Annotated in this window: 14 protein-coding genes; 9 read left to right on the plus strand and 5 right to left on the minus strand. The window is 65.7% G+C overall.

All coding sequences use genetic code 11. The features are described from left to right. Nucleotide 1: 1 nt before the first annotated feature. From QX135_RS09360 to QX135_RS09375, 4 genes are all read right to left on the minus strand, one after another. Nucleotides 2–919 (minus strand): ABC transporter permease subunit, encoded by a 918-nt coding sequence (locus QX135_RS09360; protein ID WP_315737411.1) that lies wholly within the window; start codon nt 917–919, stop codon nt 2–4. Between the two features lie 601 nt (nt 920–1,520). Beyond that, nucleotides 1,521–2,600 (minus strand): hypothetical protein, encoded by a 1,080-nt coding sequence (locus tag QX135_RS09365; protein ID WP_315737412.1) that lies wholly within the window; start codon nt 2,598–2,600, stop codon nt 1,521–1,523. 43 nt (nt 2,601–2,643) lie between these two features. Then, complete coding sequence (locus QX135_RS09370; RefSeq protein ID WP_316234054.1) at nt 2,644–4,614, minus strand: glycosyltransferase; 1,971 nt, start codon at nt 4,612–4,614, stop codon at nt 2,644–2,646. After that, the gene (locus tag QX135_RS09375; RefSeq protein ID WP_315737414.1) at nt 4,614–5,819 is read right to left on the minus strand and encodes an HlyD family secretion protein; all 1,206 of its coding nucleotides are present in this window, start codon (nt 5,817–5,819) and stop codon (nt 4,614–4,616) included. The genes QX135_RS09370 and QX135_RS09375 overlap by 1 nt, the downstream gene beginning before the upstream one ends. 518 nt (nt 5,820–6,337) lie before the next feature. Between QX135_RS09375 and QX135_RS09380 the strand changes: the two genes are divergently transcribed. Further along, the gene (locus QX135_RS09380; protein ID WP_315737415.1) at nt 6,338–6,883 is read left to right on the plus strand and encodes a hypothetical protein; all 546 of its coding nucleotides are present in this window, start codon (nt 6,338–6,340) and stop codon (nt 6,881–6,883) included. 22 nt (nt 6,884–6,905) lie between these two features. On the opposite strand, the gene pcaD is transcribed toward QX135_RS09380, so the two are convergent. Then, the gene (gene pcaD, locus QX135_RS09385; protein ID WP_316234055.1) at nt 6,906–7,688 is read right to left on the minus strand and encodes a 3-oxoadipate enol-lactonase; all 783 of its coding nucleotides are present in this window, start codon (nt 7,686–7,688) and stop codon (nt 6,906–6,908) included. A gap of 231 nt (nt 7,689–7,919) precedes the next feature. Here pcaD and QX135_RS09390 point away from each other — a divergent pair, with 231 nt between their 5' ends. The 8 genes from QX135_RS09390 to QX135_RS09425 all read left to right on the plus strand — a co-directional run bounded on the left by QX135_RS09390 (nt 7,920) and on the right by QX135_RS09425 (nt 14,847). Next, complete coding sequence (locus tag QX135_RS09390) at nt 7,920–8,366, plus strand: carbon monoxide dehydrogenase subunit G (protein ID WP_315759237.1); 447 nt, start codon at nt 7,920–7,922, stop codon at nt 8,364–8,366. Between the two features lie 131 nt (nt 8,367–8,497). After that, nucleotides 8,498–8,983 (plus strand): (2Fe-2S)-binding protein, encoded by a 486-nt coding sequence (locus QX135_RS09395; RefSeq protein WP_315737418.1) that lies wholly within the window; start codon nt 8,498–8,500, stop codon nt 8,981–8,983. A 48-nt stretch (nt 8,984–9,031) separates the two neighbouring features. After that, on the plus strand, nt 9,032–9,889 hold the full coding sequence (locus QX135_RS09400) for a xanthine dehydrogenase family protein subunit M (protein WP_315811574.1): 858 nt from the start codon (nt 9,032–9,034) through the stop codon (nt 9,887–9,889). A 31-nt stretch (nt 9,890–9,920) separates the two neighbouring features. Further along, on the plus strand, nt 9,921–10,829 hold the full coding sequence (locus QX135_RS09405; protein ID WP_315737420.1) for a MoxR family ATPase: 909 nt from the start codon (nt 9,921–9,923) through the stop codon (nt 10,827–10,829). A gap of 170 nt (nt 10,830–10,999) precedes the next feature. Further along, nucleotides 11,000–12,205: a VWA domain-containing protein gene (locus QX135_RS09410; RefSeq protein WP_316176573.1), complete on the plus strand. Its 1,206-nt coding sequence runs from the start codon at nt 11,000–11,002 to the stop codon at nt 12,203–12,205. A gap of 13 nt (nt 12,206–12,218) precedes the next feature. Continuing rightward, the gene (locus tag QX135_RS09415; RefSeq protein ID WP_315737422.1) at nt 12,219–12,542 is read left to right on the plus strand and encodes an XdhC family protein; all 324 of its coding nucleotides are present in this window, start codon (nt 12,219–12,221) and stop codon (nt 12,540–12,542) included. Nucleotides 12,543–12,544: 2 nt separating this feature from the next. Continuing rightward, nucleotides 12,545–13,246 (plus strand): XdhC family protein, encoded by a 702-nt coding sequence (locus QX135_RS09420; protein WP_316234056.1) that lies wholly within the window; start codon nt 12,545–12,547, stop codon nt 13,244–13,246. Beyond that, a complete protein-coding gene (locus tag QX135_RS09425) occupies nt 13,243–14,847 on the plus strand; it encodes a molybdopterin-binding/glycosyltransferase family 2 protein (protein WP_316234057.1) in 1,605 nt (534 codons plus the stop codon). Before QX135_RS09420 ends, QX135_RS09425 begins: the two co-directional genes overlap by 4 nt. Nucleotides 14,848–14,961 lie beyond the last annotated feature (114 nt).

A 14,961-nucleotide genomic window follows, 5' to 3' on the forward strand; every position in this document is an offset into this window, starting at 1 on the left:
TTCAGACTTTTTCGACTTCGGGCCGGCCGAGCAGGCCGGTTGGCAGGAAGATCAGCACCACGATGAGGATCGAGAATGCCGCGACGTCCTTGTACTCCACCGAAAAATAGGCCGACCAGAACGTCTCGATCAGTCCGATCGCGAGGCCGCCGAGCATCGCGCCCGGCAGCGAGCCGATGCCGCCGAGTACCGCCGCCGTGAACGCCTTGATGCCGGCGACGAAGCCCATGAAGAAATCGACCAGACCGTAATACAGCAGGTACATCATGCCGGCGACGGCAGCGAGCGCCGCGCCGATCACGAAGGTCATCGAGATGGTGCGGTCGACGTCGACGCCGAGCAGTGCCGCCATGGTCTGGTCCTGCTCGCAGGCGCGCATGTCGCGCCCGAGCCGGGTGCGGGATACCAGCCAAGTGAACAGCGCGAGCAGAACGATGGTGGTGATGACCACCACGATCTGGATGTTGGAGAGCTGGACGACGAAGCCGCCCGCACCCTCGTGCAGGGTATAGCCGCCGGTGATGATCGGCGGCACCGGCTTGACGCGCGCGCCCTGCGACACCTGCGAATAGTTGGTGAGCACGAACGACATGCCGATGGCGGACAGCATCGGCGCCAGGCGGAACGAGTGCCGCAGCGGGCGATAGGCGATGCGTTCGACGGTCCAGCCATAGAGCGCCGTGATGGCCATCGAGACCAGCAGCACGATCAGCAGAATGACCGGAACCGCAGTCAGGCCCAGCGACACCAGGACCAGGAACGAGATCAGCGCGATGAAGCCGCCGATCATGAAGATGTCGCCATGGGCGAAATTGATCATGCCGACGATGCCATAGACCATGGTGTAGCCGATGGCGATCAGGCCGTAGATCGAGCCAAGGACGAGGCCATTGATGAGCTGTTGCGCGAAATAATCCATGAACTGCCGTGAGTGAGACTGCCGATACCGGTTCGCAACGCGGCGGGGGCCTTGCAGAGCAGGTGCTGGTATGCCTGGAGATCGCACCCGCGCCCAAGGCGACGCGTGGGCCAGTACTAACAGCTAGGAACCGGGTGCCGCAACAGCGTGCAGTGCCACAATTGCGGGCTTATCCCGCCTCCTTTGACGGCGCGGTTCCCATGCCATCCTCGGGTCCGGCCATCGCCATCAAATGACCACCCCGGAACAAAGTACCTAGCGCCGAAGGAGGTGTTCTCGCATTGGTTGCGCGCGGTAGCGAACCGAGAACCCCATGAGCAGGCTGGCGGACAAGAACCAGGGGCACCAGAGTCCGGCCGGGAGACCGATCCGGCAAGATGAGGGACACGGAGGGGCAGCCGCGTCCCGGCCAGCAATACCAGGACCCGCGTCTGCAGGACCGCTCGTTGGCGTGGACACTGGAGGATTCGCTTTCAGCTCGGATTCTCTCGCCGCCGCTCGGGCTAGCCGCTGAGGCCAATGATGGCGAAGGAGGCGCGAGCGACGAGGGCCGCGACCTTGGACGTCGAGCGCATCGAGCTGATCTTGTCGCTGGCGCCGCTCATATGCCGCTACCGCTGTCTTCCGTCGAACCAGGCACTTTTGCCATCAGCTTCGACTGGAGCCTGACCAAGGCGTCGCGCAGCCGCGTCGCCTCATCGTACCGGGTTTCCCGAGCCACCATGCCGGAAAACGGATCTTTCACCATGGTCTCGGCGGCCTGGGCAAGACGGCGCATCGGCGTCGCCACCCATTTCGCGGCGAAATTGAGCAGCACCAGGATCGAGAACACGCCACCGGCAACGTTGAACCAAAACGAGCGCACAAGCTGGCGGGTCGGCAGCATCGCGGCAACGGCGTCCTGCCGGATCAGAAGGGACCAGCCGAAGCTCGGCAGATCGGCGTACTTCACGGTGGGGAACGTGACGGTGAAATAGTCCTTGCCGTCGGGCCATCGCTCGATGAGCGCGACCGGGGCCCCGCGGCTTGCGGCCTGCGCCGAGCCGATCGTCAGTTGCTTGCCGACGAGATCCGGCGGGCCGAACAGCACGATGCTCTCGCGCGACAGCAACACCAGATCGATGTCGCGCGACGCCAGCGCCGCGACGGATTCGATCACCCATTTCCAATCGATTTGGGCCCCGATGACACCGGCGGGGGCGCCGTCGTGCATCAGCGGAGCCGACATGGCGATCAAGCGGTCCGGTCCCGAAGCGGCCTGCAACATCCGGCCCAGGGTCTCTGGTTCGCGATCATCGACCGCCGTCGGCACCCCGAGTCCATGCCGGAACCAGCGCAGGTCGGCGACGCTTTGTCCTTCCAGCATCCGGTCCTTGCTCGCGATGACCTTGCCGCCGGGGTCGGCGATGCCGAGCCAGGCATAGCGCGGCTGGAACTGGCTCACGAACTGGATCTGTCGGCGCGCCTCGGCGACGTCGGCGGGGTCGATGATCGCGGCGAGCCGCGACACGTCGATCCACGTGCCGTACATCTGTCGCGCCAGCAGGTTTGCGCTGAGCTCACCGCGCGTCCTCAGCTGCTCGATCGCGAGCTCCTCGCCGCGCCGCTGCAGCGACGCCGAATAGAGGATGGCAACGGCCAGCGCCGTCACGACGATCAGTGTCGTGCCGCCGAGGAACACCGCTGTCTGTAAGCTCCACCGTCGCCTCGTCATCGTCTTCTCCTCAATCGGCCACGGCTCGCGCGAGTTCTTTCATCATGCGGCCGAGATCGCCGCTGTCGGCGCCGGGCACTCCGCTCGCGGTGTGCAGCCGCTCGATGATCTGGGCGCGCTGCTGCGGCGTCACCGTAAATATGAGCCGGTAGCCGTCGTTGGTCGGCGCCGCGACCTTGGTCGGGATATCGCCGATCAGGGGCAAAGTGAGCGTGCCGATGGCGCCGGTCGCAAGGCCGACCGGACCGCTGACGCGTGCGCCGCCGGGGCCGAGATTGACGATCCAGCCGCGTTGCGGCTCGCCGTCGACCGTCAGGGTTATCGGCTCGACGATCTGGCGTTGCGGCCGGTTGTAGCGTGGACGGTCGATGCACACGGCGATCGCCACCGACAGGACCAGAATGTTGTAGATCGTCCAGAACATCACGACGATGACGCCGTCTCCCGCGGTCCCCGTGGTATTGAAGACAAAATCGGACGTCAGCGACACGATCATGCCACCGATCGTCAGCGCCATCAGGATCAGGAAGGGCCGCATCAGCGGCCATTGGACGATGATCTTGGCGCGATCGCCGCCCTTGGCGGTCACCGAGAATTTGTGCGGACCGGGGGAGAGCAGGCCGAGAGCGGCGGCGCGGAGCACGGGCCAGGCGGCGACGATCTGCGAGACATCGTTGACGATCGGTATGAACAGTCCCTTGGACAGCCAGTTCAGCGTGTACATGATCGAGAGATAATAGGGGCCGTAATACCGGATGATGTCGGCGATCGAGGCGTTCACCACCGTCACCCCGCCCCACCAGTAGAGCAGTGGACAGATCAGCGCGGCGAGGCGGAACGGATAGGTCGACGTCCAGTAAAGCAGCGAGTCGAGCACGCTGAGCCGGTGGAAGAAGTCGAGACCATGGGAGCCGAATGGATTGTAGACGTTGCGCACGATCTGCATGAGGCCGAGGCACCAGCGGCCGCGCTGCGTGACGTATTCCGCAAGGCCTTCCGGCGCCAATCCCTCCGACAACGCCTCGTTCAGGTACACGGTCTGGTAGCCGTGCGCGGACAGGCGCAGCGTGAGCAGGAAATCCTCGGTGACGCTCTCGGTCGGCACGCCGCCGATCATCTCTACGGCGTAGACGCGGAATATCGAGGAGGTGCCGCAGCACATTGCGATGCCCCAGGCGTCGCGCGCCGGCTCGACGTTGTCGAAGAAGTGGCGCTGCTCGTCGGGATAGGACGCGCCGATGCCGAGATTGTGCTGGATCGGGTCCGGGTTGAAGAAGTGCTGGGGTGTCTGTACGAGGCCGACAGCCGGATCGTGGAACAACGCGAGCGTCCGCTCGACGAAGTCAAGATGAGGCACGAAGTCGGCGTCGAGAACGGCGACGAAATCCGGCCGGTCCGCATCCGCCGCGCGCAGCCGCAAGGCATTGTTGATGTTGCCGGCCTTGGCGTGCGACTTGTCGGTACGGGCGACATAGCCGATGCCGTGCTCGGTGCAGTAATCCCGGAGCCAGGCCCGGCTGCCGTCGTCGAGGACGAAGACGCGCAATGCCGCATAGGTGATCGCCTTGGCGCCGACAATGGTTCGCTCCAGGACCTCGAGCTGCTCGTTGTAGGTGGTGATGAAGATGTCGACACGAGGCGGCGGCCTCGGAAGCCACCAGCCGGCATGGCGATCAGCCTCCGTCGTCCGCTCCTTGGTCCTGGTCAGGATCAGGAAGGCGAAGGACGACGAAACAACGGTGAGCGCTTCGAGAATGGCGAAGCCCCAGCTGAGGATCCCATCCGGCGTGAGGCCGGGCGGAGCAAGGGTCTCGGTGAAGCGCCAGGCGACATAGCGCCAGGCCAGCAGGATCGAGCCGCTGAGGAGCAGGGTCCGCCAGTACCATATCTTCGGGTCCAGGAGGGGCAACACCAGGACGCGCAGCCCTACGATGATCGCAACGACTGCGAACGCGGACAGGAATGGTGACAGCGTCGGCATCAGTAGCCGTACCGGGCGACGAAGCCGCGCAATGCCGCGATCGGTCCGCTGGTGAAGATCACCCGGCCGGTGCGCCCGATGGCGCAGGACAGATCCGGCTGCTTGGCGAGATCTGGCACCGCAACGGTGACGTCGAAGCGCTGCAAGTGCTGCGGCGTCGGGCCGACGGCGAGATTGGCGTAGAGTTGCGAGGCGCCCGAGCCGCCGAGACGTGTCACCGTCCCATCGAATATCCGGTCGTCTCCGAACAGACGGAACTGCACCGGGGCGCCGATCGACAGGCTGGCGTAGAGACTTTCGGGAACGCTCGCGGTCACCACGAGACTGTTGCAGTCCACCAGCTTGGCGAGATCCTGACCGCGACGGGCATATTCGCCGTCGTCGACGAGGAAATCCCAGGCCATGCCCGGGACGCGGGCCCTCAGCGTCGCCGAGGTCAGTCGGTTGATCCGGACGCGTTCGGCGTTGATCTGCTGCTCGTATTGGACCAGGCGGGATTGGATCTGCTGCTCGTCCACGGCAAGTTCGGCGAGGCGCAGGTCGAGCTCGTGAATGCGCTGCATCGAGAACGGCACGTCGTTGTAGGAGTCGCCGATGAAGACCCCCGATTGCGCGGAGCCGAGCTCGGTCTCGACATAGTTGGTGCGCTGTTTCGCGCTTTCCAAATCCTGCTTGGCGATATCGAGCGAGGCGCTGGCCTGGTCGAGGCCGGCGACCGTCTGGACCCCGCGTTCCTTCAGCTCGTTGGCCCGCGTGAAGGTGAGATCCGCGAGCTTCAGCCGGGCGGCCGCGGCATCCTCCGCCGCCTTGGCCTCGGCGATGCGTGCCGCGATCTGGCGGACGCGGCCGGTCTTGTAGTTGGCCGACTGGGCCGCGAAGGCGGCCCGCGCTTGCTCGAGCGCCGAACGCTGCGCCGGAACCCGCTTGAGCGCGATCTTCTGCTCGTCACGGTCGCGCTCGAGATTGAGCAGGCGCGTGGTGTCGAACCGGTCGTCGACGATCTCGGCCATGAGTTCCCCGGCGTTGACCCTGACGCCGATATGGCTCACCCCCAGCGTCACTCGGCCTTCGATCGGCGCGCGCACGACGTAAAGCCGGGCATTGACGGTCGCGTCGCCTGAAGTTCCGGCGAAATGCTCGCCGACCAGGATGTAGAGGCCGCCGGCCAGCAGGAGGATGCCGATGAAGATCCGAGCCAGTCTCATGCAGTACTCCCGCTCGGCGGCTGCTTGCCGCATCACGATCGAGCTGTGCGAAACGCAGCAGCGCTCATCTTAAGATAGTATCACATTGTCTAGCTACTTTGACGCTAGTCAAAAGCAATGATGGCGCGGCGCACATAATTGCGGTGCAGCGGCCATCGACGCGATCGGACTGCCGGCGCATCGATCGTGACCCCGATGCAGGCGTCGGTTACGGCGATCATTCAGCGGAGCAGCCGCATCGCGGTGCTGAAGACGAAGCGGGCGCGCAATGTCGGATGCGATGCAGATGTTCGAGGAGGCGTTGATGGCCGGGAAGGCCGCCGTCACGCGGGAAGTCGAGGCCTGATCGGCGAGGTCATCGGCACGGCCTCTTGGACGGTGACCGTTAGTAGCTCGCGCCCGTCGCCACCCTGTTAAGGTAAACGAATGGTTTAAATTGCCGGGCGCGTTTGCCGCGCGTTAGCTCGTCTGGAAGTCGGTCGGGCGGGCGGTTTGTGGGATGGAAAGGTGGGCGTGACATGATCAAGGATTGCGTGATCAGGAATTGGCGGCTCAGTTGCGTCAACGGTGTGCTGCTGGCGCTCTATTTCGTGCCCGCCTGGACCATCATCGCGTTTCAGATCATGGTGTCGCCGATCCAGGGGCTGTTCGCGCGGCCCAATATTGCGGTGGCATTGTTCATCAGCGACTACCTGCAGCTGTCGGGCATCGAGACGGTCCGCGCCGCCTGGCTGCTTGCGCTGGCGCGACTGACGGTCGCAGGCTTCTTCGCGATGTTTCTCGTCCTGATCCTGGTTCCGCGGGTGCGAAAGGTGGCCGGCTATGTCGAGGCGCTGTCGATCGGGCTCGCTTTCGGCAGCATGCTCGCCTTCTTCAGCATGATCATGGCCGCCAAATTCGGGGAGCCCCAGGCACTGCGTCTGCATGCCACGGAACTCCTGATGCTGCTCGGCACGGCCATCGTCATGCTGGTGGAGAAGCCGTCGACGCAAGCCTCGCCGTCCTCCGCATCCGCTCCGCCGAAGATGGGGCCCACGGCGACGCCGGCGCCGCAGCAGGCGTAACGCCCTGATCCATCGCGGTGCGTCAGCGCTGGGTCAGAAAGCCCAGCACGGCATCGTTGAACTGGCCCGCCGCTTCGACATTCGAGATGTGCGCGGCATCGACGATGGTCATGCTGGCGCCGGAGATGCGGCTGCGGATCGCTTCCGCCATCGCGATCGGCGTCGATTTGTCGTAGCGGCCGGCCACGACGAGGGTTGGGCTTTTGATGGCCGGCAGGTCCTCGCGCAGGTCCAGCGCCCGCAGTGCTTTGCAGCAAGCGAGATAGCCCTCGACCGGGGTGGCCACGAGCATTGCCTTCATCCGGTCGGCAACGTCGGGATTGTGATCACGAAACTCCTGAGTCAGCCAGCCGGCGATGACCGTGTCGGCGATTCCAGCGAGTCCGCTGTCCTCGACCGCCTTGATGCGGGCGTCCCAGATTGCCGGATCGGGGTAGTAGCAGGTGGTGTTGGCGAGCACGAGTTTGCCTACACGTTCAGGAGCGTGGGCCGCGAGCCACTGCCCGACCATGCCGCCCATCGACACGCCGCACCAGTGCACCTTCTCGATGTTGAGGTCATCGAGAATCGCCAGCGCATCGCGGCCGAATCGCTCGATCGAGTAGGGCCCGGGCGGCACTTGCGACTTGCCATGACCGCGCCGGTCATAGCGGATCACGCGGAACACCTGCGTGAAGGCGCGCATCTGCGGCTCCCACATCTGCAGCGTCGAGCCGAGCGAGTTCGAGAGCATCAGGGTCGGTCCGCCGTCGCGGCCCTCGACGGTGACATTCAACAGACAGCCGTCGGCATCGATCATCGGCATGGGCGGAATCCTTGTCGCAGGCGGACGCGCCGCCGGAGGAATCGTGCAGATTCGATGGCGAACTAACCACCCCCACCGCCGTCTGCCAATCAAAACCCAACGGCGGCGAGATCCGGAATGCTGCGGTGCTCCGGCTTTTCTGCAACGCTTCCGGTCGCTGCTCGCCCTTCCTTTTGGACGTTCGGTGCTTTACTTGAATGCCTCTAACCGCGCCAATCGGGGGAGATGCACATGGCAATGACGATGACGGGCGAGGTCCAGCTGGCCGCTCCGCGAGAGCAGGTCTGGGCCAAGCTGAATGATCCGGAGGTGCTCAAGGCCTGCATTCCCGGCTGCGAGGAACTGGAGAAGACCGAGGATGGTGGCTTCCGTGCCGTCGCCAAGATGAAGGTCGGACCGGTTTCCGCGCGCTTCAAGGGCAAGGTCACCTTGAGCGATCTCGATCCGCCGAACGGCTACAAGATCTCCGGCGAAGGTGAGGGCGGCGTCGCGGGATTCGCCAAGGGCGGTGCGGTCGTTGCGCTGGCGGACAAGGACGGCGGCACGCTGTTGACCTACAATGTCGAGGCACAGATCGGCGGCAAGCTGGCGCAGCTCGGCCAGCGGCTGATCAACGGCACCGCCAAGAAACTCGCCGACGAATTCTTCGCCAACTTCGCCAAGGCCGTTCAAGGCTGACCGCAACCGACCCATGCGCGGCCGGGGGCGAGGTTGCCCGCCGCCGGGAGCGCCCATATGATGGTTTTCGACTGATTTTGCTGGGCTGCGCTGCAGTGCAACGCTGTCGCGCGGATAATAGAGAGTCCTGAATGGCCAAGATTTCCATGATTGTGAACGGTAATCCCGTCACGGCGAACGTCGACCCGCGGACGCTGCTGGTGCAGTTCCTGCGCGAGAATCTGCGCCTCACCGGCACCCATGTCGGCTGCGACACGTCGCAATGCGGCGCCTGCATCGTCCATCTCGATGGCAAGGCGGTCAAGTCCTGCACGACATTGGCCGTGATGGCCGATGGTCATGAGGTCAGGACGATCGAGGGGCTCGCCGCCGACGGCGCGCCGCTGCATCCGATGCAGGAAGCGTTTCGCGAACACCATGGCCTGCAATGCGGCTTCTGCACGCCCGGCATGATCATGACCGCGGTCGATCTCGTCCATCGCAAGGGACATGAGCTCAGCGAAGAGACCATTCGCGAGGAGCTGGAAGGCAATCTTTGCCGCTGCACCGGCTATCAGAACATCGTGCAATCGATCGCCGCCGGCGCCAAGGCGATGGCCAAATCGGACCTCGCCTAAACGTCTGACCTCGCCCCAGTCGGCCCGCTGCGCACAGGACATTTCCCCATGTACGAATTCAAATATCATCGGCCGGCGACCGTGCGCCAGGCCGCCAATCTCCTCACCAAGAACGAAGACGCCAAGCTGGTCGCCGGCGGCCACACGCTGGTGCCGGTCATGAAGCAGCGGCTCGCGAGCCCGCCGCATCTGGTCGATCTCTCCCATGTCGAGGGGCTCGATACGATCGAGGTGAAGGGCCGCAACCTGGTGATCGGCGCGATGGCGCGTCATGCCGACGTCGCCAACTCCGCAACGGTCGGCGAGGCCATTCCGGCGCTCGCACATCTGGCGAGCCTGATCGGCGATCCCGCGGTGCGCCATCGCGGCACCATCGGCGGCTCGATTGCCAACAACGATCCGACCGCGGACTATCCGGCAGCATGCCTCGCGCTCGGCGCCACCATCGTCACCAACAAGCGCAAGCTGAAGGCCGAGGAGTTCTTCCTCGGGCTGTTCACGACCGCACTGGAGCCGGACGAGATCATCACCAAGGTGAGCTTTCCGCTGGCGAAGAAGGCCGCTTACGTGAAGTTCCGCAACCAGGCCTCGCGCTATGCGCTGGTCGGCGTGTTCGTCGCCCGTCGTCCCTCGGACGTGCGCGTCGCCGTGACCGGCGCCGGCGGCAATGGCGTGTTTCGCGTCACTGCTTTCGAGGAAGCGCTGCAGAAGCGTTTCTCGCCGAAGGCGCTGGAGGGAATTTCGGTCTCGGCCGAAGGCCTCAACAGCGACATTCACGGCAGCGCCGAATATCGCGCCCATCTGATCGGTGTGCTGGCGCGCCGCGCGGTGGATGCGGCCAATGCCGGCGCCAAGGCCTCAACCGCATCGGAGGGAGCCGCCGAACCGGAGGCTCCGGCTTCGTGACGGACGCGTGAGGAAGGAAGCGGTCTCGCCCATGAGTGCTCCGGCCCTGCCAGCATCGGTCGACGCGATGCTCGAATTGTTGTCCTCGCGCGGCTATCTGGCCGAGCGATCGCTGGCGACGGTGACCTATCTGTCGCTGCGGATGGGCCGGCCGCTGTTCCTCGAGGGCGAGGCCGGCGTCGGCAAGACCGAGATCGCCAAGGTCTTGTCGGCCGCGCTCGGCCGCAAGCTGATCCGGCTGCAGTGCTACGAGGGTCTCGACGTCGCCTCCGCCGTCTACGAATGGAATTCAGCGGCGCAGATGATCGCGATCCGGCTGGCGGAAGCGGGCGGCGAGGTCGACCGCGATCAGTTGACGTCGGACATCTTCGCCGACCGCTATCTGATTAAGCGCCCGCTGCTGCAGGCGCTGGAGCCGGATGTCGCAGGCGCGCCGGTTCTTCTCATTGACGAGCTCGACCGCGCGGACGAGGCGTTCGAAGCCTATCTGCTGGAGATACTCTCCGACTTCCAGGTCACGATCCCGGAGTTCGGCACCGTCAAGGCGCCGCATCCGCCGATCGTCATCATCACCTCGAACAGGACTCGCGAGATCCATGACGCGCTGAAGCGGCGCTGCCTGTATCACTGGGTCGATTATCCCTCCGCCGAGCGCGAGCTCGCCATCGTCAAGACCCGGCTGCCCGGCATCTCGCAGCGGCTGTCGCAGCAGATCGTGCGCTTCGTGCAGGCGCTGCGCGACCAGGACTTCTACAAGTCGCCAGGGGTCGCCGAGACCTTGGACTGGGCCACGGCGTTGACCGAGCTCGATGCGCGTTCGCTGAATGCCGAGGTCGTCGGCGACACGCTGGGCGCGCTGTTGAAGTATCAGGACGACATCGCCCGTATGCAGGGTGATGCGTTGCAGAAGGCGATCAAGGACGCGACCAGCGAGACTTGAGCCGCGGTCGCGTCACAACGTAGGTCGTGATTCCGGGATGCGTGCGCAGCACGCAGGCCGGAATCCATAACCACGACCGTGAGTATGGATTCCGGGCTCGGCCCTTTGGGTTGCCCCGGAATGATGAACTCAGTTTGAGGCACGTCCCGGAATGACGAGGGGATAGACCGATGCCCACGCCCATCAATCACCTCGCGCCGCCGACCGGCGGCATCGCCGACAACATCGCGGGCTTCGCGCGGGCGCTACGCGCCGCCGGCCTTCCGGTCGGTCCGGGTGCTGTCATCGATGCCATGACCGCGCTCGAAGTGATCGACATCGGCAAGCGGGCGGACGTCTTCACCACGCTCGAATCGATCTTCGTCAAGCGCCACGAGCATGCGCTGATCTTCGCCCAGGCCTTCGACCTGTTCTTCCGTCCCGCCGAGGAATGGAAGTCGATGCTCGATTCGGTGCCGCTGCCGGACCACGCCAAGAAGAAGCCGCCGCCGGCCTCGCGCCGGGTGCAGGAGGCGATGTCGCAGCCGCAGATGCATGAGGAGCCGAAGGCCCAGGAGCAGGACCTGCGGCTCGCGGTGTCCGACCGCGAGGTGCTGCAGAAGAAGGACTTTGCGCAGATGAGCGCGGCGGAGATCGCCGAGGTCGCACGCGCCATCGCCAAGATGCGGCTGCCGCAGGCCGAGCTGAAAACGCGCCGCCACACCGCGGACCCGCGCGGCCACCGCATCGACATGCGCAAGACGCTGCGCCAGGCGCTTCGCACCGAAGGCGAGATCATCAACTTCCATCGCCTGGGGAGAATTGAGAAGCCGGCACCGATCGTGGCGCTGCTCGACATCTCCGGCTCGATGAGCGAGTACACCCGCCTGTTCTTGCATTTCCTGCATGCCATTACCGATGCGCGCAAGCGCGTCTCGGTATTCCTGTTCGGCACGCGGCTGACCAACGTGACGCGGGCGCTGCGCCAGCGCGATCCCGACGAGGCGCTGGCGAGCTGCTCGGCCAATGTCGAGGACTGGGCCGGCGGCACGCGGATCGCCACCTCGCTGCAGACCTTCAACAAGCAGTGGGCGCGCCGCGTGCTCGGGCAGGGCGCGATCGTGCTCCTGATCTCCGACGGGCTCGAGCGCGAGGCCGACAGCAAGCTCGCCTTCGAGATGGACCGGCTGCACCGCTCCTGCCGGCGGCTGATCTGGCTCAATCCGCTGCTGCGCTATTCCGGCTTCGAGGCGAAAGCGCAGGGCATCAAAACCATGCTGCCCCACGTTGACGAATTCCGCCCGGTACATAACTTGACCTCGATCGGGACGCTGATCTCGGCGCTGTCGTCGCCGCTGCCGCCGCATCAGCGCAGCGCGATCCGGCCCGCCGCCTGAGAAGGAGATAGTCATGCTCAACCGCGACGAAGACATCCTCAAGGCCGCCGAGGATTGGCACAAATCCGGTCACGGCGTGGCGCTCGCCACCGTGGTCGAGACCTGGGGCTCGGCGCCGCGCCCGGTCGGGTCCAACCTCGTGATCAACGACGAGGGCACGTTCTTAGGGTCCGTGTCCGGCGGCTGCGTGGAGGGCGCTGTCGTTACCGAGGCGCTCGACGTGATCACCAGCGGCCAGCCCAAGATGCTGGAGTTCGGCGTTGCCGACGAGACCGCCTGGAATGTCGGCTTGTCGTGCGGCGGCACCATCCGCGTCTTCGTCGAGAAGGTGGGCTGATCATGCAGCTCGCCACGCTGGCCGAACTCAATGCCGAACGCGCCGCGCGCCGCGCGGCCATTCTCGTCACCGACGTCGCCTCCGGCGAGCAGCGTCTGGTCAAGGCCGCCGACATCGCCGCCGATCCCTTGCGCAACGAGCTCGCAACGCAACTGCGGATGGGCAAGAGCGGCATGGTCGAGGTGGGCGGCAAGCGGTTGTTCCTCAACGTCTACGCGCCGACGGCGCGGCTCGTCATCATCGGCGCCGTCCATATCAGCCAGGCGCTGGCACCGATCGCCAAGTCGCTCGGCTATGACGTCACCGTCGTCGATCCGCGCACGGCCTTCGCCAGCCCCGAGCGCTTTCCCGACGTGCCGCTGATCGCCGAATGGCCCGACGTGGCGCTGCCGCCGCTCAACGTCGATCACTACACGGCCTTTGTCGCGCTGACGCATGATCCGAAGATCGACGATCCGGCGCTGCTGCACGCGTTCTCGCGCGACTGCTTCTATATCGGCGCGCTCGGCTCACGGAAGACGCATGCCAAGCGCGGCGACCGCCTGCGCTCCCAAGGCGCCAGCGACGCCGACATCGCCCGCATCCATGCGCCGATCGGGCTCGCCATCGGCGCTGTGTCGCCGTCGGAGATCGCGGTCTCGATCATGGCCGAGATCACCGCCACGTTGCGGCTGCCGGCCAAGGAGAAAGAGCAGGCGGCATGAAGTTCGGTCCTGCCAGTCCAGCCGAGGCGATCGGCGGGGTGACCGTGCACACCCTGCGCAAGGGATCGTTGGTGCTGAAGAAGGGCACGCTGATCGGTCCCGCCGAAGTCGAGGCGCTGGTCCGGGAAGGCGTCAATGAGATCGTCGTCGTTCGGCTCGAGGCGGGCGATGTCTCGGAGGACGAGGCGGCTGCCGACGTCGCGAAGGTCGTCGCAGGCAAAGGCATTCACGTCGATCGCGCCTTCACCGGACGCGCCAATCTGTTCGCGGCGCAGGCCGGCGTGCTGATGATCGACCGCGCCGCCGTCGAGCGCATCAACGGAGTCGACGAGGCCATCACCTTTGCGACCTTGCCGGCCTTCAAGCCGGTGGTCGAAGGCGAGATGGTCGGCACCGTCAAGCTGATCCCGTTCGGCGTCGAAGGCCGTCTGCGCGATGCCGCTGTCGCTGCGGCGGGCAGGGGCGCGCTCAGCATCGCCTCCTATGTGATCAAGCGCGTCGGCGTCGTCTCGACGCTTCTGCCTGGGCTCGCGCCCAAGGTCATCGACAAGACGCTGCGCGTCACCGCAGAGCGGCTCGCGCCGGCCGGCGCCACCATCATCGCGGAGCGCCGCGTGCCGCACGAGCAGGCCGCGCTGGCCGCTGCGATCAGGGAGCTGTTGGCGCTGGGCGCCGAGCTCGTCATCGTGTTCGGCGCGTCCGCGATCGCCGACCGCCGCGACGTCATTCCCGCCGCGATCACCGGCATCGGCGGTGAGATCGAGCATTTCGGTATGCCGGTGGATCCCGGCAATCTGCTCTTGATCGGTAGCGCCGCCGGTGTGCCGGTGCTCGGCGCCCCCGGTTGCGCCCGTTCGCCGGCGGAGAACGGTTTCGACTGGGTGCTGATGCGGCTGCTCGCCGGCATCAAGGTCACCCGCGCCGAGCTCACGGCCATGGGCGTGGGCGGACTCCTCATGGAGATCGTGACACGGCCGCAGCCGCGCGCCAAGCCGGAGGCCGAGGGCGAACGCAAGGTTGCCGCGGTCGTGCTGGCTGCGGGACGCTCGACCCGCATGGGAGGGCCGAACAAGCTGCTGGCCGAGCTCGACGGCAAGAAGCTGGTGCGCATCGTGACCGAGCAGGCGCTGGCCTCCAAGGCCGGTGAGGTCATCGTCGTCACCGGTCATCAGGCCGAGCTGGTCGAGCAGGCGCTGTCCGACTTGAACGTTCGCTTCGTCCGCAATCCCGACTTCGCCGGTGGGCTTGCCAGCTCGGTGAAGGCCGGCATCGCCGCGGTGCCTGACGGCGTCGATGGCGCGGTCGTGTGCCTGGGCGACATGCCGATGGTGTCCTCGGATCTGCTCGACCGTCTGATCGGCGCGTTCGCGCCCGATCGCGGCAATTTGATCGTCGTGCCCGTGTCCGAGGGACGCCGCGGCAACCCGGTGCTGTGGTCACGCCGCTTCTTCGCCGAGCTGATGACGCTGGACGGTGACGTCGGCGCGCGGCACCTGATCGCCAAGCATACCGAGGCCGTCGCCGAGGTGCCGGTCGACGGCAACAGCGCCTTCCTCGACATCGACACGCCGCAGGCGCTGGAAGCCGCCCGGCGCGGCTGAGCCAGCGTAGCCCGCATGAGCGTATGCGACATGCGGGGACAGTCTCTCTCCACGGATGCAGCGCCCCCGCATATCGCTGCGCTCATGCGGGCTACGGACCTCGCCCGCCCTCAA

The sequence above is a fragment of the Bradyrhizobium sp. SZCCHNR1098 genome (genome assembly GCF_032489375.1).
Taxonomy (GTDB): Bacteria; Pseudomonadota; Alphaproteobacteria; order Rhizobiales; family Xanthobacteraceae; genus Bradyrhizobium.